Origin of the sequence: Roseateles sp. UC29_93 (assembly GCF_042695725.1) — a bacterium.
GTDB classification, from domain to species: Bacteria; Pseudomonadota; Gammaproteobacteria; order Burkholderiales; family Burkholderiaceae_C; genus Roseateles; species Roseateles noduli_A.
Genome location: NZ_CP170545.1, coordinates 4,836,853 through 4,859,068, shown reverse-complemented (window position 1 = coordinate 4,859,068; position 22,216 = coordinate 4,836,853). Strand labels below are relative to the sequence as shown.

15 protein-coding genes and 5 pseudogenes are annotated in these 22,216 nt (G+C 66.8%); 13 read left to right on the top strand and 7 right to left on the bottom strand.

Going from position 1 to position 22,216, the window contains the following annotated elements:
• Positions 1 to 19: 19 nt before the first annotated feature.
• The 6 genes and pseudogenes from ACFJIX_RS22680 (at position 20) to ACFJIX_RS22655 (ending at position 10,119) form a co-directional block, all read left to right on the top strand.
• Entirely contained in the window at positions 20 to 334 is a 315-nt protein-coding gene (locus tag ACFJIX_RS22680; RefSeq protein WP_377154953.1) for a hypothetical protein, read from the top strand.
• Between the two features lie 178 nt (positions 335 to 512).
• On the top strand, positions 513 to 1,712 hold the full coding sequence (locus ACFJIX_RS22675) for a TolC family protein (RefSeq protein ID WP_377154952.1): 1,200 nt from the start codon (positions 513 to 515) through the stop codon (positions 1,710 to 1,712).
• Positions 1,709 to 3,246: pseudogene (locus ACFJIX_RS22670) on the top strand (efflux RND transporter periplasmic adaptor subunit). The gene ACFJIX_RS22675 and the pseudogene ACFJIX_RS22670 overlap by 4 nt, the downstream one beginning before the upstream one ends.
• Entirely contained in the window at positions 3,243 to 6,422 is a 3,180-nt protein-coding gene (locus ACFJIX_RS22665; RefSeq protein ID WP_377154951.1) for an efflux RND transporter permease subunit, read from the top strand. The pseudogene ACFJIX_RS22670 and the gene ACFJIX_RS22665 overlap by 4 nt, the downstream one beginning before the upstream one ends.
• Positions 6,423 to 6,435: 13 nt before the next feature.
• Positions 6,436 to 6,780, top strand: coding sequence for a copper-binding protein (locus ACFJIX_RS22660; RefSeq protein WP_377154950.1), 345 nt, complete (start codon positions 6,436 to 6,438; stop codon positions 6,778 to 6,780).
• A 378-nt stretch (positions 6,781 to 7,158) separates the two neighbouring features.
• The gene (locus ACFJIX_RS22655; RefSeq protein ID WP_377154949.1) at positions 7,159 to 10,119 is read left to right on the top strand and encodes a Tn3 family transposase; all 2,961 of its coding nucleotides are present in this window, start codon (positions 7,159 to 7,161) and stop codon (positions 10,117 to 10,119) included.
• Positions 10,120 to 10,157: 38 nt separating this feature from the next.
• Here the strand turns inward: ACFJIX_RS22655 and ACFJIX_RS22650 are convergent, their stop codons facing one another.
• Complete coding sequence (locus tag ACFJIX_RS22650; RefSeq protein ID WP_377154948.1) at positions 10,158 to 10,889, bottom strand: hypothetical protein; 732 nt, start codon at positions 10,887 to 10,889, stop codon at positions 10,158 to 10,160.
• Positions 10,890 to 11,781: 892 nt separating this feature from the next.
• Between ACFJIX_RS22650 and ACFJIX_RS22645 the strand changes: the two genes are divergently transcribed.
• Both ACFJIX_RS22645 and ACFJIX_RS22640 read left to right on the top strand, forming a co-directional pair.
• Positions 11,782 to 12,234, top strand: a complete 453-nt coding sequence (locus tag ACFJIX_RS22645) for an Hsp20/alpha crystallin family protein (RefSeq protein ID WP_377154947.1) — start codon at positions 11,782 to 11,784, stop codon at positions 12,232 to 12,234.
• Between the two features lie 30 nt (positions 12,235 to 12,264).
• A complete protein-coding gene (locus ACFJIX_RS22640; RefSeq protein ID WP_377154946.1) occupies positions 12,265 to 12,696 on the top strand; it encodes an Hsp20/alpha crystallin family protein in 432 nt (143 codons plus the stop codon).
• 496 nt (positions 12,697 to 13,192) lie between these two features.
• Here ACFJIX_RS22640 and ACFJIX_RS22635 read toward each other — a convergent pair whose 3' ends face one another.
• The 4 genes and pseudogenes from ACFJIX_RS22635 to ACFJIX_RS22620 all read right to left on the bottom strand — a co-directional run bounded on the left by ACFJIX_RS22635 (position 13,193) and on the right by ACFJIX_RS22620 (position 16,329).
• Entirely contained in the window at positions 13,193 to 13,561 is a 369-nt protein-coding gene (locus tag ACFJIX_RS22635; protein WP_377161896.1) for a tripartite tricarboxylate transporter substrate-binding protein, read from the bottom strand.
• A gap of 88 nt (positions 13,562 to 13,649) precedes the next feature.
• Positions 13,650 to 14,207, bottom strand: a pseudogene (locus ACFJIX_RS22630) (Bug family tripartite tricarboxylate transporter substrate binding protein); the annotation flags it as partial.
• Positions 14,204 to 15,136: a MaoC family dehydratase N-terminal domain-containing protein gene (locus ACFJIX_RS22625; protein ID WP_377154945.1), complete on the bottom strand. Its 933-nt coding sequence runs from the start codon at positions 15,134 to 15,136 to the stop codon at positions 14,204 to 14,206. The gene ACFJIX_RS22625 and the pseudogene ACFJIX_RS22630, both read right to left, overlap by 4 nt.
• On the bottom strand, positions 15,133 to 16,329 hold the full coding sequence (locus ACFJIX_RS22620) for a CaiB/BaiF CoA transferase family protein (protein ID WP_377154944.1): 1,197 nt from the start codon (positions 16,327 to 16,329) through the stop codon (positions 15,133 to 15,135). The genes ACFJIX_RS22625 and ACFJIX_RS22620 overlap by 4 nt, the downstream gene beginning before the upstream one ends.
• 156 nt (positions 16,330 to 16,485) lie before the next feature.
• Between ACFJIX_RS22620 and ACFJIX_RS22615 the strand changes: the two genes are divergently transcribed.
• The 3 genes and pseudogenes from ACFJIX_RS22615 (at position 16,486) to ACFJIX_RS22605 (ending at position 18,315) form a co-directional block, all read left to right on the top strand.
• On the top strand, positions 16,486 to 17,397 hold the full coding sequence (locus tag ACFJIX_RS22615) for a LysR family transcriptional regulator (RefSeq protein WP_377154943.1): 912 nt from the start codon (positions 16,486 to 16,488) through the stop codon (positions 17,395 to 17,397).
• A gap of 238 nt (positions 17,398 to 17,635) precedes the next feature.
• Positions 17,636 to 17,843: pseudogene (locus tag ACFJIX_RS22610) on the top strand (hypothetical protein).
• A 119-nt stretch (positions 17,844 to 17,962) separates the two neighbouring features.
• Positions 17,963 to 18,315: pseudogene (locus tag ACFJIX_RS22605) on the top strand (RNA recognition motif domain-containing protein).
• A 72-nt stretch (positions 18,316 to 18,387) separates the two neighbouring features.
• On the opposite strand, the pseudogene ACFJIX_RS22600 reads toward ACFJIX_RS22605, so the two are convergent.
• Positions 18,388 to 19,316 (bottom strand): annotated as a pseudogene (locus ACFJIX_RS22600) (LysR family transcriptional regulator).
• A gap of 114 nt (positions 19,317 to 19,430) precedes the next feature.
• Here ACFJIX_RS22600 and ACFJIX_RS22595 point away from each other — a divergent pair.
• The gene (locus ACFJIX_RS22595) at positions 19,431 to 20,198 is read left to right on the top strand and encodes an SDR family oxidoreductase (RefSeq protein ID WP_377161894.1); all 768 of its coding nucleotides are present in this window, start codon (positions 19,431 to 19,433) and stop codon (positions 20,196 to 20,198) included.
• A 132-nt stretch (positions 20,199 to 20,330) separates the two neighbouring features.
• Here the strand turns inward: ACFJIX_RS22595 and ACFJIX_RS22590 are convergent, their stop codons facing one another.
• Positions 20,331 to 20,867 carry a hypothetical protein gene (locus ACFJIX_RS22590; RefSeq protein ID WP_377154942.1) on the bottom strand — a complete coding sequence of 179 codons (537 nt, stop codon included), beginning with the start codon at positions 20,865 to 20,867 and terminating at the stop codon, positions 20,331 to 20,333.
• 164 nt (positions 20,868 to 21,031) lie between these two features.
• On the opposite strand from ACFJIX_RS22590, the gene ACFJIX_RS22585 reads away from it, so the two are divergent.
• Complete coding sequence (locus ACFJIX_RS22585) at positions 21,032 to 22,105, top strand: hypothetical protein (RefSeq protein ID WP_377154941.1); 1,074 nt, start codon at positions 21,032 to 21,034, stop codon at positions 22,103 to 22,105.
• Positions 22,106 to 22,216 lie beyond the last annotated feature (111 nt).

Below are 22,216 nucleotides of genomic sequence, written 5' to 3'. Positions count from 1 at the left end.
CGCTACACTTCGCCCACTCATGCTTCGCCGCCTCGCCCATCGCCTGACCGTCACGTGCTACGTGGCGCTGTCGCTGCTGTTCTCGCAGCTGGCGTTGGCCAACTACGTCTGTCCGCAGGAGCAGGACATGGCGGCGATGGCAGACATGGTGGCCTCCGGTACGCCATGCGAAGGCATGGACATGGACCAGCCCGCGCTGTGTGCGGAACACTCGTCCAACACGCCCAGTCCTTCGAGCCCATCAAGCTGCCGACCCTCGCGCCGGCCCTGGTGGTGTCGATCCTGGAGGTGCGCCTCGACCTGGGCGACGATGGCCTCCTGGCGGCTTCGGTGACGACGCCAGCCGAGAATCGACCTCCGCCCGATCCCATCTTCCTTTCCACGCTCAGACTCCGAGTCTGATCAGCTCCGTCGATTGACTGGCGCCGGTGCGGCATGTCCGCCACCCGGCCTCGCTGTCGTTCGTCTTCGGAGCTTTCGTGAACCCAAGAATCACCCTGCGAGCCGCCGCCTTGGCTGCCGCATTGCTGCCCCTGCTCAGTCAGGGTGCCACCCTCACGCTTGACCAGGCCATGAGCTTGGCGGTCCAGCAGTCGGAAGCCGCCCGGGCCGCCCGGGCCGGCGTCACCAGCGCCGCCGAAACCGCGCGCGCCGCCGCCCAGTTGCCCGATCCCGTGCTGCGCGCCGGCATCGACAACCTGCCCATTTCAGGCAGCGACCGCTTCAGCGGCCGGGATTCGATGACTATGAAGCGTGTAGGAATCTCCCAGGAATGGCTGTCCTCCGGCAAGCGCGCCGCTCGACAAGCCGTGGCAGACGCCACAGTACAACGCGAGGCCGCGGTCGCGCGTGCCTCGCAGACCGACGTACGCCTGCAGACCGGCTTGGCGTACCTGGACGTCTACTTCGCGCGCTCGGAGTTGGAGCTGGTGACGGAGGCGGAACATCACGCCCATGACGAGCTGGAGGCCGCCCACGCGCGGCTGGCTTCGGCCACGGCGACCAGCCAGGAAGTGCTCGGACTGTCCGGTGCTCGCGGCATGGCGGAGGAAGAGACCGCCGAGGCGCGTCAGCAATTGGAAGTGGCGCGTGTCGCGTTGACACGCTGGATCGGCGCTTCCGTCGATGACCTGGCCGCACCGGAGGCGCTGCCGGCGCCTACCGAGTCCGCGTACGTTGCGAATCATCCTGCCGTCATCGCTGCGGAGCGGGACGTCGATCTGGCTCGCGCGGACACCGAGTCGGCGCGAACAAATCGCCACCCGAACTGGTCTTGGGAGGTGAGCTACGGGCAGCGGTCGGGCTATCCAGACATGGTGTCCGTAGGCATCAGCATCCCGCTCGCAATTGCGCCGGCGCAACGCCAGGACCGCGAACTCGCGGCCCGGCTCGCCCTCGCGGAGAAGGCTGAGGCACAGCTTGCGGAGACGACCCGCATGGCCACCGCCGAGTACCGCATGCTCGCCGCCGAAGCGGCGCGCTTGGCCGGACGCGTGGACCGCTATCGGACGGCGGTCGTCCTGCCGGCCCAGCAACGCACCGCCGTGGCAATGGCCGCCTATCGTTCGAACCAGGTGCCGCTGACCACGCTCTTCGAATCGCGCCACGCCGAATTGGAGGCGCGTCGCAAGCTCCTTGCGCTCCAGCGCGATCTGGCCAGGGCGCAAGCGTCGCTGGCGTTCAGGGCCGTGGTCGAAGGAGACCGTCCATGAAGCGCGCAGCAGTCGTTGTTTTGGTGGCGGCGATCGGCGCCGCGCTCGCGCTGGGTGGTTTCTATGTGGGACGAACGGTCGACGGCGCCGTCCGCGCGGATGACGGACGACCTGCAGCGGCCTCCGCCGCCGGGAGTGATCGCAAGGTGCTGTATTGGCACGACCCCATGGTGCCGGGACGTCGCTTTGACAAGCCCGGCAAATCCCCGTTCATGGACATGCAGCTCGTGCCGGTGTACGCCGACGAGGCCGCGGACGCCGGAGTCAGGATCGGCGCAACGGTGCTGCAGAACCTGGGCGTACGCACAGTCGCCGCGAAGATGGCCGACGTGTCGTCGTCGTTCGACGCGGTCGGCGCGGTGCAGTTCGATGAGAGGCTCAACGTCGCCGTGCAGACGCGCGTCGCGGGCTACGTCGAACGCCTGCTTGTGCGGGCGCCCATGTCCACGGTGCAGAAGGGGCAGCCGCTCGTCATGATCTTCGCGCCGGATTGGCTGGGACCCCTGAACGAACTGCTCGCGCTGAAGCGCGCTGGCGCCGCGCCGGAACTGATCGCGGCTGCAAGGGATCGCCTGAGGGCGATGTCCATTCCCGAGACCTTGGTCCGGCACAGCGAGGAGGCAGGGACGGCCCAGGCACGCTTCACCCTCGATGCGCCTGCAAGCGGCGTGGTGGCGGAACTGGGCGTTCGCGAAGGTGTAGCGGTGGCGTCAGGAACCACGCTCTTCCGCATCGCCGGCCTGGAACGGGTGTGGGCGGTGATCGAGGTGCCGGAGGTCCAGGCGGTCCGCTTGGCTCGTGGCCAGAAGGTCAGCGCGACGCTGCAGTCCGATGCCACGCAGGTGTTCGACGGTGAACTAAGGAGATCCTTCCGCAGGTCAACGCCGACACGCGCACGCTGCAGGCGCGCTTCGAGGTCGACAACCGGAGCGGGAAGCTGGTGCCCGGCATGCTGCTGCGCCTGCGGATCGCGGGCGCGACCGCATCCCGGCTGGTTGTGCCCGCCGAGGCCGTGATCCGCACCGGAGCACGTGCCGTCGTCATCATCCGCCAACAGGGCGGCGGCACCTTCGAGCCGCGGGAGGTCAAGCTGGGGGTGGATCTGGGCAACGACGTCGAGGTCCTCGACGGGCTGCGTCCCGGTGAAGAGGTGGTGGCCAGCGGTCAGTTCCTCATCGATTCCGAGGCGAACTTGAAGTCCTCGCTGGGGACAATGAGCGCGGCGCCGGCCGTGCCTTCCGCCTCCATGGCGTCGATGGCTTCCGGCCCTGTCGCAACGCCGAAATCCGCTGCCGCCGCGACCACGTATCACGCCGAGGGCACGATCGAGAGCATCGATGCCGACAGCATCACCCTGTCTCACGGCCCCGTGCCGGCGTTGAAGTGGCCCGGCATGACGATGGGGTTCGGCAGGCCCGATCCTCGCGCCTTCGCCGACGTGAAGCCCGGCGACAAGGTCCGCGTCGAGTTCAGGCAGGGTGGACCCATGGCCTGGGAGCTGGTCTCGGTGCGCAAGATGGGAGGTGCGCCATGATCGCCGCGCTCATCCGCTGGTCCATCGGCAACCGCTTCCTGGTGCTGATCGCCACCGCGATGCTGGTCGCCGCGGGCGTGTGGTCCGTCGCCCGCACCCCGGTGGACGCCTTGCCCGATCTGTCGGACACCCAGGTCATCGTGCGCACGAGTTACCCGGGCAAGCCGCCGCAGGTGGTCGAGGACCTGGTCACCTATCCGCTGACCACGACGATGCTCAGCGTCCCCGGCGCGAAGACCGTCCGCGGCTACAGCTTCTTCGGCGACTCCTTCGTTTACGTGCTCTTCGATGACCGGACCGACCCGTACTGGGCCCGGTCCCGGGTGAGCGAGGCGCTAGGCCAGGTCCAGGGCCGCCTGCCCGCAGGGGCCACCGCGGTGCTCGGCCCGGACGCGACGGGCGTGGGCTGGGTCTACGAGTACGCCCTGGTCGATCGCACGGGCGCGCACGACCTCGGGCAGCTGCGCGCGCTCAACGATTGGTTCCTGAAGTTCGAACTCAAGACCGTTCCGGACGTGGCCGAAGTGGCCAGCCTGGGCGGCATGGTCCGGCAGTACCAGGTCGTCCTTGATCCGGAGCGGATGCGCGCGCTCGGGGTGACGCAGGAGGCCGTCCTGGCCGCGTTGCGCAACGCCAATCAGGCGTCGGGCGGCTCCGTCGTGGAGATGGCGGAGAGCGAGTACATGGTGCGGTCGCGCGGCTTCCTGAAGTCGCTGGACGACTTCCGCGACATCCCGATCCGCGTCGCTCGGGCGACGCCGGTGATGCTGCGGGAGGTCGCGTTCGTGCAGATCGGGCCCGAGATGCGCCGCGGCATCGCCGAGCTGGACGGCGAGGGTGAAGTCGCCGGCGGCGTGATCGTCATGCGCTCGGGGAAGAACGCCCGGACGACGATCGAGGCGGTCAAGGCCAGGATCGCCGCACTCAAGCCGGGTCTGCCGCCTGGTGTGGAGATCGTGGAGACCTACGACCGGTCGACCCTCATTGATCGCGCGGTCGACCATCTGCGCGACAAGCTTATCGAGGAGTTCATCGTCGTGGCGGTGGTTTGCGCGGTGTTCCTGTTCCACCTGCGCTCCGCGCTGGTCGCGGTCGTGACCTTGCCCGTGGGGGTGCTGACGGCCTTCATCGTGATGCATTGGCAAGGTCTGAGCGCCAACATCCTGAGCCTCGGCGGCGTCGCGATCGCGCTGGGCGCGATGGTCGACGCGAGCGTGGTGCTGGTCGAAGCCGCTCACAAGCACCTGGAGCACTTCGAAGCGCGACAGGGTCGGCCGGCCGACATCGCCGAGCGCTGGGCGCTCATCACGGAGGCCGCGGTCGAGGTCGGACCGGCGCTGTTCTTCTCCCTCCTGGTGATCACGCTGTCCTTCCTGCCGGTGTTCACGCTGGAGGCCCAGGAGGGGCGGCTGTTCTCGCCGCTGGCATTGACCAAGACCTATGCGATGGCCGCGGCCGCAGGCCTGTCCGTGACCTTAGTGCCCGTGCTGATGGGTTATCTGATCCGGGGCCGCATCCCGAGGGAAACCGCCAATCCGATCAACCGGCTGCTCATCGCGATCTACCGGCCGGCGCTGGAGGCCGTGCTGCGATTTCCCAAGGCGACGCTGGTGGCGTCGGCGCTGGTGCTGGCGATGACGGCGGTGCCGCTGATGCGGCTCGGCGGAGAGTTCATGCCGCCGCTGGATGAAGGCGATCTGCTGTACATGCCGTCCGCGCTGCCCGGGCTGTCCGCGTCCAAGGCGGCGGAACTGCTGCAGCAGACCGACCGGCTGATCAAGACGGTGCCCGAGGTGGAGCGTGTCTTCGGCAAGGCCGGCCGCGCGGACACCGCGACGGACCCCGCCCCGCTGGAGATGTTCGAGACGACGATCCGCTTCAAGCCGCGCGAGCAATGGCGACCCGGCATGACGCCGGAGAAACTGGTCGAGGCACTGGACCGTGTCGTCAAGGTTCCCGGACTGTCCAACGTCTGGGTGCCGCCCATCCGCAACCGCATCGACATGCTGGCGACCGGCATCAAGAGCCCCGTCGGCATCAAGGTGTCCGGGCCCGACCTGGCCACGCTGGACCGGCTGACGACGCAGATCGAATCCGTGGTCAAGCCGGTGCCCGGCGTGTCGTCCGCGTTGGCGGAGCGGCTGACGGGCGGCCGCTACATCGATGTCGACGTCGATCGCGCGGCCGCGGCGCGGTATGGACTGTCCGTGGCCGCGGTGCAGGGCATCGTCTCCACAGCCATCGGCGGCGAGAACGTCGGCGAGGTGATCGCGGGACGCGAGCGGTACCCCATCAACGTTCGATACCCGCGAGAGATCCGGGATTCGCTGGAGCAACTGCGCCGGTTGCCGTTCGTGACAGGCCAGGGCGCGACCGTGCTGCTGCAGGACGTGGCGCGCGTGACTGTCGAAGAGGGGCCGCCCATGCTGCGCAGCGAGAACGCCCGGCTTTCCGGCTGGGTGTACGTCGATGTCCGCGGACGGGACCTGCGCTCGGTGGTCCGCGACATGCAATCGGCAGTGACGCAGCGCGTGGCTCTGCCGGCGGGGTATGCGTTGTCATGGTCCGGTCAGTTCGAGTACCTGGAGCGTGCCACCGAGCGGTTGAAGGTGGTGGTGCCGGCAACCTTGGTCGTGATCTTCGTGTTGCTCTACCTGCTGTTCCGCTCGGCGGGCGACGCGCTGCTCGTGATGGCAGCGGTGCCGCTGTCGCTGGTGGGCGGCTTCTGGCTGGTGTGGACGCTCGGACACGCGGTCTCCGTCGCTACCGCCGTGGGCTTCATTGCCCTGGCCGGACTGGCGGCGGAGTTCGGCGTAGTCATGCTGGTCTACCTCAAGAACGCCCATGCGGAGCGTCTGGCGGCCGGCGAGCCGGACGACGACGCCACGCTGCTCGCGGCGATCCGCGAAGGCGCAGTCCTGCGCGTGCGACCCAAGGCGATGACCGTCGCCGTGGTGATGGCGGGACTGCTGCCCATCCTGCTCGGCAGCGGGACGGGATCCGAAGTCATGGGGCGCATCGCCGCGCCGATGGTGGGCGGCATGGTCACGGCACCGCTGCTCAGCATGCTCGTCGTTCCGGCCGCCTGGTACCTGCTACGGCGTCGACGCACCGCGGCGCCGCAAGTCTCCGACTCGCCTCCCATCGTTTCACCTTTCCAACCCACGCAACTCTGAAGGAGTTTCATCGATGAAGACCATCAACATGCTTGCCACCGCGCTGTTCGCCCTCGCCGGGATGCAGGCTCATGCTCAGGGCTCGTCTGGCACGATGTCCATGCCGATGCCGAGCAAGAATGCTGCGTCGGCCGCCATGCCCCTGGTGCAGGGCGAGGTGCGCAAGGTCGACCTCGCCAAGGGCCAAGTCGTCCTGCGGCATGGGGACATTCCCAATCTCGCGATGCCGGGGATGACCATGGGGTTTGACGTTGCAGAGAAGAAGCTGCTCGACGGCCTCAAGGTCGGCGATCAAGTCGAGTTCCAGGCCGAAATGATCAAGGGCAAGGCGACGGTGACGGAGCTCAAGCGGCGCTGATCTCAATTCGGTGGCACTTCATTACAGGGCGTCGGTGCTCCGATGAACAGACGCTGGATGGGGCGCCGTGCTGCGAATGCAGGCGACCCCGCAAAGCCCCAACTGTTTCGGGTAGGGTGTTTCCTAGTTCTTTAAGCCCATCGCCAACATCGAACGCGAAGTCATCTCGCCACGGAGGAGCTGGGGGTCAGGTCTCGCCTTGAGCAAGCCAAGTCGACACGCTGGTCGCTTCGAATGCGAAACGCCCGTTGTTCGGCATCGCCTTCTTCCGTGTTTCTGACTACCATCTTCGCCCAACGACGGATTGGGGCAACACCTTCCAGGGCCGCGATCGACGTGCCAGTCGGCGTCGTTTGCACCACCCCGGGGTCCTGACCGATGAGCAACATCACCGAGACTGCGTATCCTCAGCTTCGAGAAGAGGTCCCGGAGAAGGATCTCCTGGCGTTGTTCACTCCATCGCAGAAGGAGCGTCAGTTTGTTGCTGACGCCTACCGTCGTGCAACGACACAGGCGCTCATCACCATGCAGCTGAAGGTGCTTCAGCGATTGGGTTATTTCCCGATGGCGGCGGATATCCCTTCGGTGATCGTGCGCCACATCTGCAGGCACTTTGGAGTGCCAGTCTTTGGAGCCCGAGATCTCAAGGCCTACGACGAGTCGGGGAGCAAGTCAATCCACCATCGGCTCCTCCGCGAGTACGCAGGCCTGAAGGTCCTGGGAGCTGACGGAAGCGAGTGGCTGGACGAGCAAGCGATCAAGGCGGCCCAGACGAAGCAGGAGTTGCCCGACATCATCAACGTGTTGCTCGAAGAGTTGCTTCATCACCGCTTCGAGCTGCCGGGCTTCGTGACCCTGTCTCGCGCTGCCGCAAGGGCAAGATCACGGGTCAACGATAGCCTGCAGCAAGCGATCGCCTCCCGGCTGGACGAGCACCAGCGTGAACGCATCGATAGCCTCTTCAGAACGCACTCTGGAAAGAGCCAGTGGGAACAACTCAAACGCGAACCCAAGCAACCAAGCGTTCGAGAGGTGGCCAGCTACCTGACTCACATTGAGGCGGTTCGCAAGCTGGCAGATGCGCTGCCCACGGCCAACGAGATGCCCGTGTCGAAGCGCACGCAGTTTGTGCTCGAAGCCCGAGCCTTGAACGTGCGAGAGATGGCCGCGCTCAAGCCGGTGAAGCGCTATGCACTCGCTGTGCTTCTCATTCACGCCCAGCTTCAGAAGGCCGTGGATGACGTGGCCGAGATCTTCATTCGATCCGTCAGGAACATGCACAACCTGGCGCGCGAGCGGCTGAAGGAGTACCAGCTTGAGCACGTCGCCCAAGGTGAGGCCCTCATTGCGCAGTTCCGCGATGTCCTCACGGCCTTCGAAGAAGATGGCAGCGATCCGGCCCGCGTCGAGCGCATGCGCAAGATCCTCGACGAGGAGCCGTCAATCTGGATCGAGCGATGCGATGAACACATGGCATTCGCTGGGAATAACTACTACCCGTTCATGCTGCAGCAGTACCGCAGCAAACGCGCGCTCTTGTTTCAGTGCCTCGATGCCATGCAGCTGAAGTCATCGTCTCCGGATGAGAGTCTTCTGAAGACCGTTGCCTGGATGATGCAGTTCCGCTCCAGCCACAAGGAGTTCGTACGGGCGGATGCCGGACTTGAAGCCGTTGAACTGTCGTGGCTCTCAGAGCGACGGTGGCGCAACTTGATCGCGGGTGTCGGGCCCAATGAAGGTCTGCTGCACCGAAAGTACCTTGAGCTCTGCGTCTTCTCCCATGTCATGGAGGAACTGAAGTCAGGTGACCTGTATGTCCAGAACAGCGATCAGTTTGACGACTATCGTGATCACTTGGTTGGTTGGGACGAGTTTGACGCTGAAGTGACCGACTACGCCAGCATGGTGGGACTGCCAACCGACGGTGACGCCTTGGTGGCGCTGTTGAAGCAACAACTGCTTGAAGTAGCTCAGAAGGTCGACGATCGCTTTCCTGACAACGAGCACGTCGCTATCTCGGAGAACGGCCTGCTCCTCAGGCGCGCCGATCGAGCGCCGCCGCCAGATGGCTTGCCTGAGCTCGATCAAGCGATCACGAACTCCATGGCCACGACGAGCATTCTCGACGTGCTGACCGAGACCGAGCGATGGTTAGACCTGCACAAGCAGTTCGGACCGCTGTCCGGGTTCGAAAGCAAGGTTGACGATCCGCGCAAGCGGTTTCTGACCACGCTGTTCTGCTACGGCTGCAATCTCGGCCCTACCCAAACGGCCCTGTCGGTCAAGGGACTCTCGCGAAAACAGGTGGCCTGGCTGAATCTTCACCACGTGACCGAGGAGCGGTTGGACAAAGCCATCTTCAAGGTCGTCAATGCCTACAACCGGTTCGCGCTTCCCCAGTTTTGGGGCACGGGCAAGTCGGCTTCTGCCGATGGCACCAAGTGGAACGTCTACGAGCAGAACCTGATGTCCGAGTCCCACCTGAGGTATGGGGGCTACGGCGGCATCGGCTACTACCACGTGTCTGACATGTACATCGCCTTGTTCGGGAACTTCATTCCCTGCGGCGTATATGAAGCGGTGTACATCCTTGATGGACTCGTCAAGAACGAGTCGGACATCCAGCCCGATACGCTACACGGCGACACGCAGGCTCAAAGCGCGCCGGTCTTCGGACTTGCGCACTTGCTCGGCATCAAGCTCATGCCCCGCATCCGGAACATCAAGGATCTCGTGTTTTATAAGGCTGAGGCCGGTGTCCCATACAAGCACATCCAGAGCCTGTTCCGCGGGACCATCGACTGGGATCTGCTGGCCTTGCACTATCGAGACATGCTGCGTGTCGCTGTATCGATCAAATTGGGGAAGATCACGCCGTCGATGATCCTGCGCCGCCTGGGGACGTTTAGCCGTAAGAACAAGCTCTACTTCGCCTTCAGAGAACTGGGCAGAGTGATCCGGACGATGTTTCTCCTGAACTACGTTAACGACATCGAGTTGCGGCGCTCCATCCACGCCGCCACCAACAAGAGCGAGGAATTCAACAACTTCGTGAAGTGGCTGTTCTTCGGAGGGGAGGGGATCATTGCTGAGAACCTCCGACACGAGCAGCGGAAGGTCATCAAGTACAGCCAGTTGGTGGCCAACATGGTCATCCTTCACAACGTCCAATGGATGTCGCGGAAGCTGAAGGAACTACAGGCCGAAGGCTTTTTGCTTGGCGAGCCAGTGCTTCGCGGGCTGTCGCCTTACAGAACCGCCCACATCAATAGGTTCGGCGACTACACACTGGACCTGTCAAAGCCCGTCGAGCCGATCGACTACAAGATTAGATTCTGAAGTCCTGACAAGCACTTAGGTAGCTTCCTGCGGATTTTTCAGGAATCACGGCCGACCCTCAAGTTGGGCGTCGCCGCGTTGGTCTCGTCCCAGTAGAACGGGCCGTTGCCACGCCCGGCGCATTCGGCCGGCGGCGGAGAGACCTCGAAGCAGCCGGCATCCCGGTCGCTGGTCTGGCCCACGACGAAGTCGGCCTTGTCCGCGCCCAGCTTCAGCATGAAGGCGCCGACGGTGGCGGCATCGCGGCCCCAGAAGGACGGCGGGAAGCCGATCCTGGCCTTGGGCGCGTAGGTCCGTCCGAGCGCCAGCAGGCATCCCGCCATGCCGACGGCGTTGTCCGGCTGGCTCGCGCATTCCGCCACCTGGCTCACGCGCGCCGGCAGCTTCGCCGGATCGGCGCCCGGCGCGCCCGTGAGCACGAAACCCCAGAAGTCCGGCTCCAGGTTGACCAGCGTCGGCAGGCCGGTCGCGCCGATCTTCTGGTACATCAGCCTGACCTGGGCCCAGTAGCTGGCCATGAAGGACGCGTCATTGATCGCGGCGAGGTTGCCTTCACCCCGGGAGGCCATCTGGTAGAGCGTGAACATCGGCACCGCGCCCGCGGCCGAGACATTCGCCGAGACATACGTGACGTAGGCGCCATCGGGGCTGTTCCAGGTGGGCCAGGAACCGCCGCCGACGCCGACCAGGTAGGTGTCGATGATGTCCGGACGGATCTGCTGCTTCGTCATCTCCGCGATCGGATTGCCGGCGCCCAGGCCGCCCAGCATCCGGCTGGGAACGCCCAGGGCCGTCGTGATCGGCGATGCGGGCGGTGGCGTTGGAGAGGGTGAAGGCGCAGGCGAGGGCGCTGGAGCGGTTCCGAGCGGTGGCGTTGTCGCATCGGTGCCTGGCGAGGAGGTCGATCCGCCTCCACCGCAGGAGGCAAGACCTGCCACCAGGAGGATGAGCGCGAGCCGCTGGACCGCAGGCGTGGCGTTCGGAGTGGACGACATGGATGCCTTTCGAATGAGGTGAAGCGTCGATGCACGGGAGGCGGCGACGTTCCCGCTGGCGGACGAACCGGACTGACAAAATTCGTCAGCGTTGTCATCGATCGCAGCCAAGGAATGTCAACCGGGGAGGGAGAAGGGGCCTCGCTGGCCGCGCGCGCGAAAGACCGCAATTCGCGGGCCAACGATCGCCCTCGCAGGGATTCAGGGTTTTTACCTAATCGATTCACCCTTGAACTCGCCGCTCCGAGTTCCTAAATCCGTGTCGAACCGCCATCAATCGATTCGGATGAGGACTGGATCATGGCCAAACAACTGCCCGACAACTCCCCCGCGCCAGAAGCGCGCGCCTCTCGACGGCCTCGGCTCCCGCTGAGCCCGTCGCAACTTCAAGCCTATCTGATCGCACGCGAGACGCTGCGTCGCCTGAAGTCGTCGTCGCGCCCATGTTTCGCGCGCGACCCGTCAGCACTGAGGAGCGCCAACAGGCGCCCGCCCGCAGAACGCTGACCCCTGACCGTCGACCGCTGCACGGGCCCGGTCACGAGGCTCTTGCCTCGCGGGCCATCGACGGCCCACGCCTTCGTCTACTCACCAAAGGGATCTCGCGAGTCGACGCGCCAGCGTCGGCCTCCATCATCGACTCATCGACCAAGGAAAGGAGTTTCTGATGTTCGACACCGTGTTCCACCGTCCCCAGGGGTTGTTGGAGCAGCTTGCCCAACTGCAACAGGCGCTCTCGCGTTCGCGGTCGGCCGACGGACTTGCGGACGGCATTCGTTCCTCGATGGCCGGGAGCTTTCCGACCATCAACATCGGGCACAGCGAACGGTCCATCGAGGTCTTCGCCTTCGCGCCGGGCTTGGATGCCCAGTCGATCGACGTGACCGTCGAGCGCGGCGTTCTCCGGATTTCCGGAGAGCGCCAACCGACCGATCGCGGCTCCTCCGATTCGGTGCAGGTGTACGCCGCGGAACGCTGGCATGGCCGCTTCAGCCGCGCGGTGACGCTGCCCGATGAGGCGGATACCGGCAGCGTCGAGGCGCAATACCGCGACGGCGTGCTGCGCGTCAGCGTCGGGCTGCGCGAAGCGGCTCAGCCGCAGCGCATCAACGTCCAGTGAACGCTTGAATCACCATCGGAAGGAACCACCATGTCTGCTCAAACCCAACTCACCCGCACCGAGCCCGACCGCGCGCAAGTCTCCTCGTCCGATGCGAGTTCGCCGGCGGCCAGACAGCGGGCGACGTCCCGCGAGGTCGCGGAACCCGCCGTTGAGATCTTCGAGGACGCGGGGGGCATCACGCTCCTGGCCGACATGCCGGGCGTTCCGCGCGACGGCCTGGATGTCCGGCTCGACGGCGAGACGCTGGTGATCGAAGGCGAAGTCGCCGTCGCAGCCCCGGAGCGCATGCGCGGCGTGTGGGCGGAGGTCAATGTGCCTCGTTATCGTCGCGCCTTCACCCTCAGTCGCGAACTCGACATGGCTCGGATCGAGGCTGGGGTGAAGGACGGCGTGTTGACGCTGCGCATCCCGAAGCAGGCGCATGCGCAACCCCGTCGCATCGCCGTGTCGACGGCCTGAAGGGACAGACCAAGCTGACTGCTGTCGGCACGACCATGGAGTGCTATCGCGTCAAGGTGCCACCAGGCGTGCGGCTGGCCGGCTACACCGTAGCCGGTCGGCGCGTTCCAATCCTGCCTGGCGAGTATCACGTCCATCGTATGCGGCCGAAGGTGCCGGTACCTGGTCGTAGCCCCGCGCATGCGCTGCGCTTCGTCGGTGCATGCGCGCCGGACGCTGACATTCATGTTCCGTTGCCCGAAAGCGCCGACATCAGAGTGGCGCTGCCTCCCGAGGTGAGTGCGGACGTGGTCTCTTGAGAAACGTCGCGGGCCGGGTGCAGGTCAGCCTCAGGCGGGCGGCTCCGGCTGAAATGGATTGAAGCGGGGCGCGGCTGCGCCTTGCTTGTCGCAGTCTGGCGGGGCTCTATCCCAATAGTCACATAATGCACATTGTCCGTCTTTCAGATGGATCGGCGGGGGGCGGCTTCGCCCCGGTCACCTGAGCGAAACGCGCCTCAGTCCAGCGACACCTTCGCCGCCGTCACGACGGCCTTCCAGCTCTTGAGGTCGGTCTGCAGCAGCGCTTGCAGCTCGGCCGGCGACGACGCCCGGGGCTCGGCGCCCTGTTCCTTCATGCGCCTGACGACCTCCGGGTCGGCCAGCACGGCGCGCAGGGTCTGGTTCAGCTTCGCCTGCACGGCCGGCTGCAGTCCGTGCGGCGCGAAGATCCCGAACCACGAATCCACGACCATGCCCTTGTAGCCAGCCTCTGCGGCCGTGGGCAGCTCCGGGAACAGCGGCGAGCGCTGCTCGCCGGTCACGCCGAGCGCGCGCAGGCGCCCCGTCTTGATGTGCTGCAGCGCGTTCGGGATGGTGGTGAACATCAGATCGATCTGGCCCCCCCATCAGGTCGGTCAGCGCCGGCGCCGCGCCCTTGTACGGCACGTGCGTCATCTGCACGCCCGTCTGTTGCGAGAGCATCTCGCCCGCCAGATGGAAGATCGAGCCCGCGCCCGCCGATCCGTAGTTCACCTTCCCGGGATGGGACCTGGCATACGCCACCAGCTGCTGCAGGCTGTTGATGGGCAGCGCGGGGTTCACGACGACGACGTTGTTCACCCGCGCGACCAGCGAGATCGGACTGAAGCTGTTGAGCGGATCCCAGGACAGCTTGGGATACAGCGACGGGTTGATGGCGTTGGTGCCGTTGTAGCCCATCAGCAGCGTGTAGCCGTCGGGATCGGCCTTGGCCACCAGCGCCGCGCCGAGGTTGCCTCCGGCGCCGCCGCGGTTGTCCACGAGCACGACCTGCCCCAGGCGCTTGCCCAGGGCCTCCGCGACGATGCGTCCGAGGATGTCGGTCGTCCCGCCGGCCACGAAGGGCACGACCAGGGTGATCGGCTTGCTGGGGAAGGTCTGCGCGAAGGCCGGCGCGGCCAGCGACAAGGCGGCCGAGGCGCCGAGCGCGGACAGGGCCAGCGCATGGGCTAGCGCACGGGACAGGAAGCGGCGACGGATCGATGAGGTCATGGTTGTTGTCTCCAGTGGGAAGCTTCGGCCGTCATGAACGGCGCCCCGTCCGCCAACGCGGTCCAGAGCGTGAGCCCCTCCGGCGATGGGGCGGCGTTGAGGGTCAGGGGCGCGCCGAGCACGCAGGGTTGGATGCCTCGGTAACGGAATTGCCGGAGCGGTCGGTCGCCCAGGCGCCGCGCCAGCGCTGAGAGCAGCGTGGCCTGCAGCGGCCCATGGACGACCAGGTTCGAGTAGCCCTCCACCTCGCGGCAGTAGTCGACGTCGTAGTGGATGCGGTGACCGTTGAAGCTCAGCGCCGAATATCGGAAGAGCAGCGTCGAGTTGAGCGCGAAGGACTCGCGATGCGTCGCCTCCGGCATCGTGACCGGCGCGGCACGCGAGGCCCCGGGCGGCGTCGGCGCCTTGTAGACGATGTCGTGGTCCTCGGTGACGGCCAGCTCGTCGCCGTTGAACAGCTCATGGCGCACAGTGACGAACACGAGGTCGCCGCTGCGACCGCGCTTGTGCTCGACGGACCGGACGCTGGACCGTTTCCCGACGGACGACCCCAAGGTCAACGGCCGGTGGAAGGTCAATTCGCCGCCCGCCCACATCCGGTTGGACAGCGGCACCGGCGGCAGGAAACCGCCGCGCGCGGCGTGACCGTCACGGCCGAGTTCACTCGGCGGCAGTCCCTCGAGGAAGTACAGCCAATGCCACAGCGGCGGCAACGGCGTGCCGACGACGAGTTCATCCTGAGGCGTTCCCAGCGTGGCGGCCATGAGTCGGGCCTGTCGCACCGACAGGTGGTCTTCGGACCAGGTGTCGCGGCCGATCCACGTCCGGAGATGGTCCAGGTCGATGACGGCGCCGCCCTCGTCGCCGCCGTTCGTGGGGTCGTTGGTGGCGTCGTTGGCGCTGTTGATGTGGTGGGTGATGCGGCTCATGCGATGGCCCTGTCGGTGATGCGGAGGAACTCGGCGCGGATGGCAGCGCCGTGCTGATCGAGGGACGGCGCGGGATCGAAACGCCCGCTGTCCCATGGCGCGCGAACCGGCGGTGCGACCAGATCGAGCTGCCGGTCGCCCACCGGCATCGGCCACGTGCGCAGCGCCGGATGCGTCGCCATCTCGGCCACCGTGCGGACCTGCCCGTAGGCGGTCCTGGCGCGCTGCAGCCGGGCGAGCGCCTCGTCCAGCGGCAAGGATCCGAAGGCCGCGTCGAGGATGGCGTGCAGCGCCTCCCGGTGGGTCACGCGCCGGTCGTTGCTGTTGAAGCGTTCGTCCTTGGCCAGCGCGGGTTGCGCCAGGAAGCCCTCGCAGAAGCTGGCCCACTCGCGCTCGTTCTGGATGCTGATCACCACGCTGCCGCCGTCGCTCGTCGCGAAGGCGCTGTACGGCGCGATGGAGGGATGCTGAAGGCCCTGGCGCGTCGGCGCGCCCGCGCCATACACCTGATGCACGTAAGGCACCGTCATCCAATCGGCCGCGCCGTCGAACAGCGAGACCGCGACGCCGCAGCCCACGCCCGTCCGCTCTCGGGACGCGAGCGCCGACAGGATGGCGATCGTGGCGTTGAGACCCGCACCGATGTCGCAGATGGACACGCCGATCCGGCCGCAGGCTTCCGGTGTGCCCGTGATGCCGGCGAGGCCGCTCTCGCACTGCACCAGCATGTCGTAGGCCTTGAGCGCGCTGGCCGGGCCATCGCCGTAGCCGCTGATGTCGCAGGTGACCAGCCGCGGGTGCTTCCGGCGCAGCGTCTCGCTGTCCAGTCCGACACGTGCCAGCGCGCCTGGCGCCAGGTTCTGGATGAACACATCGGCCTGCGCGAGCAGCGCGTCGAGCAACGCGCGATCCTCCGCCTGCTTGAAGTCGAGGACCACCGACTCCTTGCCGCGGTTGATCCACACGAAGTAGGACGCTTCGCCGCAGGCGGCGCGGTCGTAGCCCCGCGCGAAGTCGCCCTCCTCCCGTTCGACCTTGATCACGCGCGCGCCCATCTCCGCGAGGCGGCAGGTGGCCAGCGGCGCGGCCAGCGCCTGCTCCAGCGAGACGACGACAAGGCCTGCCAGGGGTTTTCCGACCGGCGGCCTTGAGGGCTCCGGAGCGTTGAGTGTTTGTGAAAGCTGCTCAGTCATGCGGCGCAGTATGGGAAGGCGCCTCTCTGAGCAGAAGCGAGTTCTGGCAAACTGATCGTTTGTCGCAGACAAAACCACCGGATGCTTCCGCCGACCGCGTGCGCCGTCCGCAGAGGAGAACGCACGCGGATGGACGCCGCATCGAGGACCGCCACCGTGCACTACGACTTGACCGATCTGCGGGTATTCCTGAGCGTGGCCGAGGAGCTCAACCTCTCCCGAGGCGCGGCCCGCTGCCACCTGTCGCCCTCCTCCGTGAGCCTGCGGCTCAAGGCGATGGAGGAGTCGCTGGGCAGCCCGCTGTTCCTGCGTCGCGCCCGCGGCGTGACGCTCACGCGCGCCGGTGCCGTCATGCTCGAGCACGTCCGGCGGTGTCTGGCGCAACTGGAGCAGATGCATGCGGATCTGCTGCCGTTCTCACAGGGCCTCGCGGGGCACATCACCCTCTTCGCCAACAACAACGCCATCAGCAGCCACCTGCCCCCGGACCTCGCGCGCTTCTTCGTGCTGCATCCGGGCGTGCGGATCCAACTGGAGGAGCGGCCGAGCCAGGACATCGTCAGCGCGGTGGTCGCCGGCCGCGCCGATCTGGGCGTCGTGGCCGTCGAGCAGGCGCATCCGGACCTGCTCTACCTCCCCTACCGTGAAGACGAGCTGGTGCTGCTGGTCCCCACGTCATCGCGCCTGGCCCGGCGCAAGCAGGCCAGCTTCAAGGTCTGCCTGGACGAGCCGTTCGTCGGCTTGCAGAGCGGCATGGCCCTGCACACCTTCCTGGTCAACCACGCCGCCCAGCTGGGCGGGCAACTGGACGTGCGGGTCCAGGTCTCGGGGTATCGCGCCATTGCCCAGCTCGTCGCCACCGGCGCGGGGTTGGGGATCGTGCCCCGGTCCGCGCTGGAAGCGACGGACCTGCCGCGTGTCGCCGTGCTACGGCTCGTGGAGCCTTGGGCCCTGCGTCACCTGCAGGTGTGCCTGCGGGAGCAGACGCTGCACAACCCGTTCGTCGCGGAACTGGTCACTACCTTGACCGCTTCCCATGCGTCGCAGGGCGCGGGATTTTCGCGTTGAATCCAGATATGAAGTTTATATAAATTGACTCGCTTACCGCCGAAGTGGTATAACCATTTTCGGGATAAGCGACCAGACGTTTTACGAAACTGGTCCCCTCTCAAGGGTCACGATTTTGTGACCTCAATTTGCTCTTTTGGCCTGCAAATTTGCAGTCGATTGAGCAGCACCACGCTCCCGCAGGTCGAGCTTGAGCCTGCGACACTGATTGAAAAAGATTCCGAACAACGCCATTTCCATGGGCAGATTACGTCGTTTCGCCCGCGACACACCGAACCGATTGCGGCCGCTTCAGCGCCTCCTTCTCGGTTCGCCGCTCGGAGGGCAACGGCACCTACTGCCGTGTGTTCCGCTTCGACAGGACCTTCGCCTCCTGTCACGCCGCCCGGCTCTTCGCAGTCACCCAGGGCTGGCTGGAAACCTCCATGCCGCAGTCCCCGGCGTAGTGACTAATCTGCGCCACGCCAGATTCAGTCCGCGTTTTCTCCGCGCCGCGTCCGCGCCGCGCCCCCCGATTTGCGCATCCCTCCGTCGACGGTGCGCCACCATCCAGAAAGGCTCTTCCATGAGCAGCAAAATCTACGTGGGCAATCTGCCTATTCGGTGACCGATTCCAGCCTCAAAAGCAATTTTGCGGAGTTCGGCAGTGTTTCCTCGGCCCGGGTCATGATGGACCGGGAAACCGGCAATTCCAAGGGCTTCGGGTTCGTGGAAATGGCGTCGGCCGAAGTGGCCCAGGCCGCCATCGCCGCCTTGAATGGCGTGTCGGTGGATGGACGTTCGATCGTTGTCACGCTGGCGCGTCCTCGCGAGGCAGGCAGCGGCTCGGGCGGCGGTCACAGCACGGGTGAGTTCCGTTCCACCAAGCGCTCGGACGTCGGCTACGGCTCGGGCGGCTTCGGCGGCGGACGCTACTGAACCCGGCAGCGCCCCGTGAAAAGAAACCGACTCCCCGGAGTCGGTTTTTTTTCGTCCCGCACCTGAGCAGCCTCAGCCCTGGCTGAACCTCGCCGCGTGTCCCTGCGCGCGGAATTCCTCGACGACGTGGTCCACGAACACGCGGACCTTGGCCGGCAGCAGCCTTCGGCTCGAGTAATAGATCGACAGCGGCAGCGCCTCCGCATACCAGGCCGGCAGCACGCGCGCGAGCTCGCCGCGCTCCAGCTGTGGCAAGGCATGCGGCAGTGGCAGCAAAGCGATGCCCATGCCGCTCGCCGCCGCGCGAGCCATGGCCTCCGGATCGTCCAGGACCATCACCGGACGCACGCTCGCCACCACCTGCTCGCCGGCCTTGTTCTTCAAGGCCCACGGCGCCAGCCGCCCTGACCCCAGCGATCGGCGCAGCAACCCGCGATGCCGCGCCAGATCCGATGGATGCTTCGGCACCGGATTCGCCGCCAGATACGCCGGCGCCGCCACGAGCACGATCCGCAGGCGCGCCAGCTCCCTGGCAATCAAGGCGTCCGTCAACTCGATGCCACCGCCGATGGCGACGTCGAACCCCTCGGCGACGAGGTCGACCTGGCGGTTGTCGAAATGCAGGTCCGGCACGACGTCCGGATAGCGACGCACGAAGCCGTCCATCATCGGCACGAAGTACTCGCGGCCCACCGTGTGCGCCAAAGCGACCTTCAAGGTGCCGGCCGGCTTGCCGGCGCCCTGGCGCAGATCCGTCAAGGCGTCGCCGATCTCGCTCCACGGGCGCCTCACCTGGCCGTGCAGCCGCTCGCCGTCGGTGGTCAGCGCCAGGCTCCGCGTGCTGCGCTGGAACAGGCGCACGCCGAGCCTCGCCTCGAACTGCGCCACGCTCTTGCTGACCGCGGCGGGCGTCAGCCCCAGCCGGCGCGCGGCAGCAGAAAAGCTGCCTCGTCGGCAGCGGTGATGAAGGCATCGAGGTGGCTGCGGAGTTCGGTCGACATGCGTTCAGCTTATACCAGTGGTTGAAACTGAACACGCCGCTTTCCAACTACCGTAATCAGGTGGCGACGACCATAGTTGAGCTCATCAACCACCCCGCTTCGAAAGGAAACATGATGAGCAACACGACCAACACCGCCTCGACCGCCCGCCTGACCGGCAAGGTCGCCTTCATCCACGGCGGTTCGCGCGGCATCGGCGCCGCCACCGCGCGACGCCTGGCCCGCGAAGGCGCGGCCGTGGCCATCGGCTACGCGTCGTCCGCGATCGCCGCGGAAGCGCTGGTCGAAGAGATCAAGGCCAACGGCGGCCAGGCGATCGCCGTCAAGGCGGACGCCACCGACGCCGCCGCCCTCACCCGCGCCATCGACGGCGTCGCCGAACGCTTCGGCCGCCTGGACATCCTGGTCAACAGCGCCGGCGTGCTGGCCGTTGCGCCGCTGGACCAGTTCACGCTGGAGGACTTCGACCGCACCGTCGCCGTCAACGTGCGCTCGGTCTTCGTCGCCTCGCAGGCGGCAGCCCGGCACATGGGCGACGGCGGCCGCATCATCAACATCGGCAGCACGAACGCCCAGCGCATGCCCTTCGCCGGCGGCGCCGTCTACGCGATGAGCAAGTCCGCGCTGATCGGACTGGTGAAGGGCCTGGCGCGCGACCTCGGCCCGCGCGGCATCACGGTCAACAACGTGGCGCCCGGTCCGGTCGACACCGACATGAATCCCGCGGACACCGAGTTCGGCGCCAGCCTGCACGACCTGATGGCCCTGCGGCGTCACGGCAAGGCGGATGAGATCGCCGCGATGGTGGCCTACCTGGCCGGGCCGGAGGCGGGTTTCGTCACCGGGGCGGACCTGCTGATCGATGGCGGCTTCGCGGCTTGAGTCCAGCCGACTGCACATGGACGGGCGGGCTTCCAGCGGAGCCCGCCTGATTCGCATCCCCGCGCACGGTTTCGGACGTGGCACTCCGACAAGGGACGTCCTGCCGACGATATCGCCCTGATGTAACGGCACTCAAGGCGTCATGAGCAGCACCATTCCCACCGGGCGCGCGATCAGCGTCCCTCCCCCGTCGGCCGAGACGCTGTCGGGCCCGCAGACGCCGACGCTTCCCGTGATGCCGGCCGTCGATCCGCAGCTCAAGCCCTCGAGCGAGCACATCGTCCCCGAGGGGCTGTCCTCGCGTCGTTCCTCCGTGGATGCGGCGAAGAGCGACGGCGGCGCCGACGCCGCGCCGGTCCGCTCCCGGCCGTCCTCTGCGCCGCGCCAGTCGGCGCCGAAGGTCCTCAGCCGGACGTCGTCCACGAACAGCACCGGCGGCGCCGGGCGGTTGCCGGATCCGCAGGGCAGCGGCGAACACATCCCCATGACGCCGCTGACCCCCAACCTCAACGGCAACAGCAGCTCGGTGTCCAGCGACGCGCAACGGCCGGCCGGCGGCGCGCCTTCCATCGCCGAGCAGCGCCGCTCCGTGGCCACCGAGACCGAACACTCGGCCGCGCTCCCACGCCACGACGCGCATGACGAGATCTCCCAGCTCACGCGCAGCATGCCGGGCTCTTTCGATCCCCTGCCCGCACGGCGCCGGATCGCGGCCCCCGCGCGCCCGGCGGGCTCGCGTCGCTGCACGCGGCCACCGTGCCGAGCCCGCGCGACGTCAACCCGCGCATCGACATCGACTCGCTCGCGCAGAAGCTGCCCGACGACATCACCGGTTGCGTCGCCTACATGCTCAGCGCAATGCGCAAGAGCCCGACGACATCCCCGCGCTCGAGCGCCTGGCCACGCAGCAGGCCGCCGTGCTGGAATCGCGCGGCATCCACACCCGCGACGATCTCGTCTCCGTGCTCAAGCAGGTGCAGTGGCGCGACCAGGGCACGGCCATGATGCATGGCATGGCCTCGGCCAGCGGCTTCAACCTCGGGACGATTCCGGCGAACCTGAAGCTCGCCGACCTGACCCTGGCCGGTCTGATGAAGGCCATGCCCACCCTGCCGGTCGCCGTGCCGGCGCTGATCACCGGCGCGGTGATGGGCTTCGCGCTGTCGATGCTGGATGTCGCCTCCGGCGCCGCCGCGGGCAAGACCTTCCAGGACGCCTACTTCACCCGCCCGCCGGGCGAGCAGTTGCCCGAACCCATCGCCAGCGCCAACCCGCCGACCAAGGCCAGCCTGGCCGCGGACAACTCGATCGCCGCAGGCCTCAGCTACGGGGCCGCGCGCAACGGCCTCGTGCGCATCCCGGCGATGCTCAATTACGAACTCAAGGGTCAGCCGAAGCAGCGCGCCGCCATGGACGGGATCCTCGATCCGGCCTTCGGCATGCCGGTGGGCGGCGGCGGCATGCGGGTCATCAAGAACGACTTCGACGTCAGCGCCGGCCGCGCGGGCTTCCAGCATTTCCTGGCGCGCGACGATCTCGGCGCCTGCCTCGACCATCTGCAGAAGCCGGCGGCGGAGCAGATCTTCAGCGCCGCCGCGCGCGTCGGCGCCCACGTGAAGAACCTCAAGGACACCTTCCCCGAGGCGCTCGGCGATGTCTTCGCGAGCAAGGTCGGCTGGACCTCCCACGCCATCCTCAGCGCCGGGTTCGGCGGCCTCACGGCCATGGTGGCCAGCCTGCCGACGACGCTCATGCAGCAGCACGGCCTCAGCGAGAAGGACGCCAACATCACCACGCAGATGCTGAAGTACGTGGTGCTGCAGGCGCTCTATCACGTGTGGGGCGGCGCGCTCGGCGCGGTCGGAGGCCCCAGGGCGCCGGATCCGGCGGCGCTCTCCCATGCCTGACACGCCCATCAACTGCTCATGGGCCGCCCATGAGCCGCGCATGAGCCGCGCATGAGCCGCGCATGAGCCGCGCATGAGCCGCGCATGACGGCGCATCAATTCGACACACAT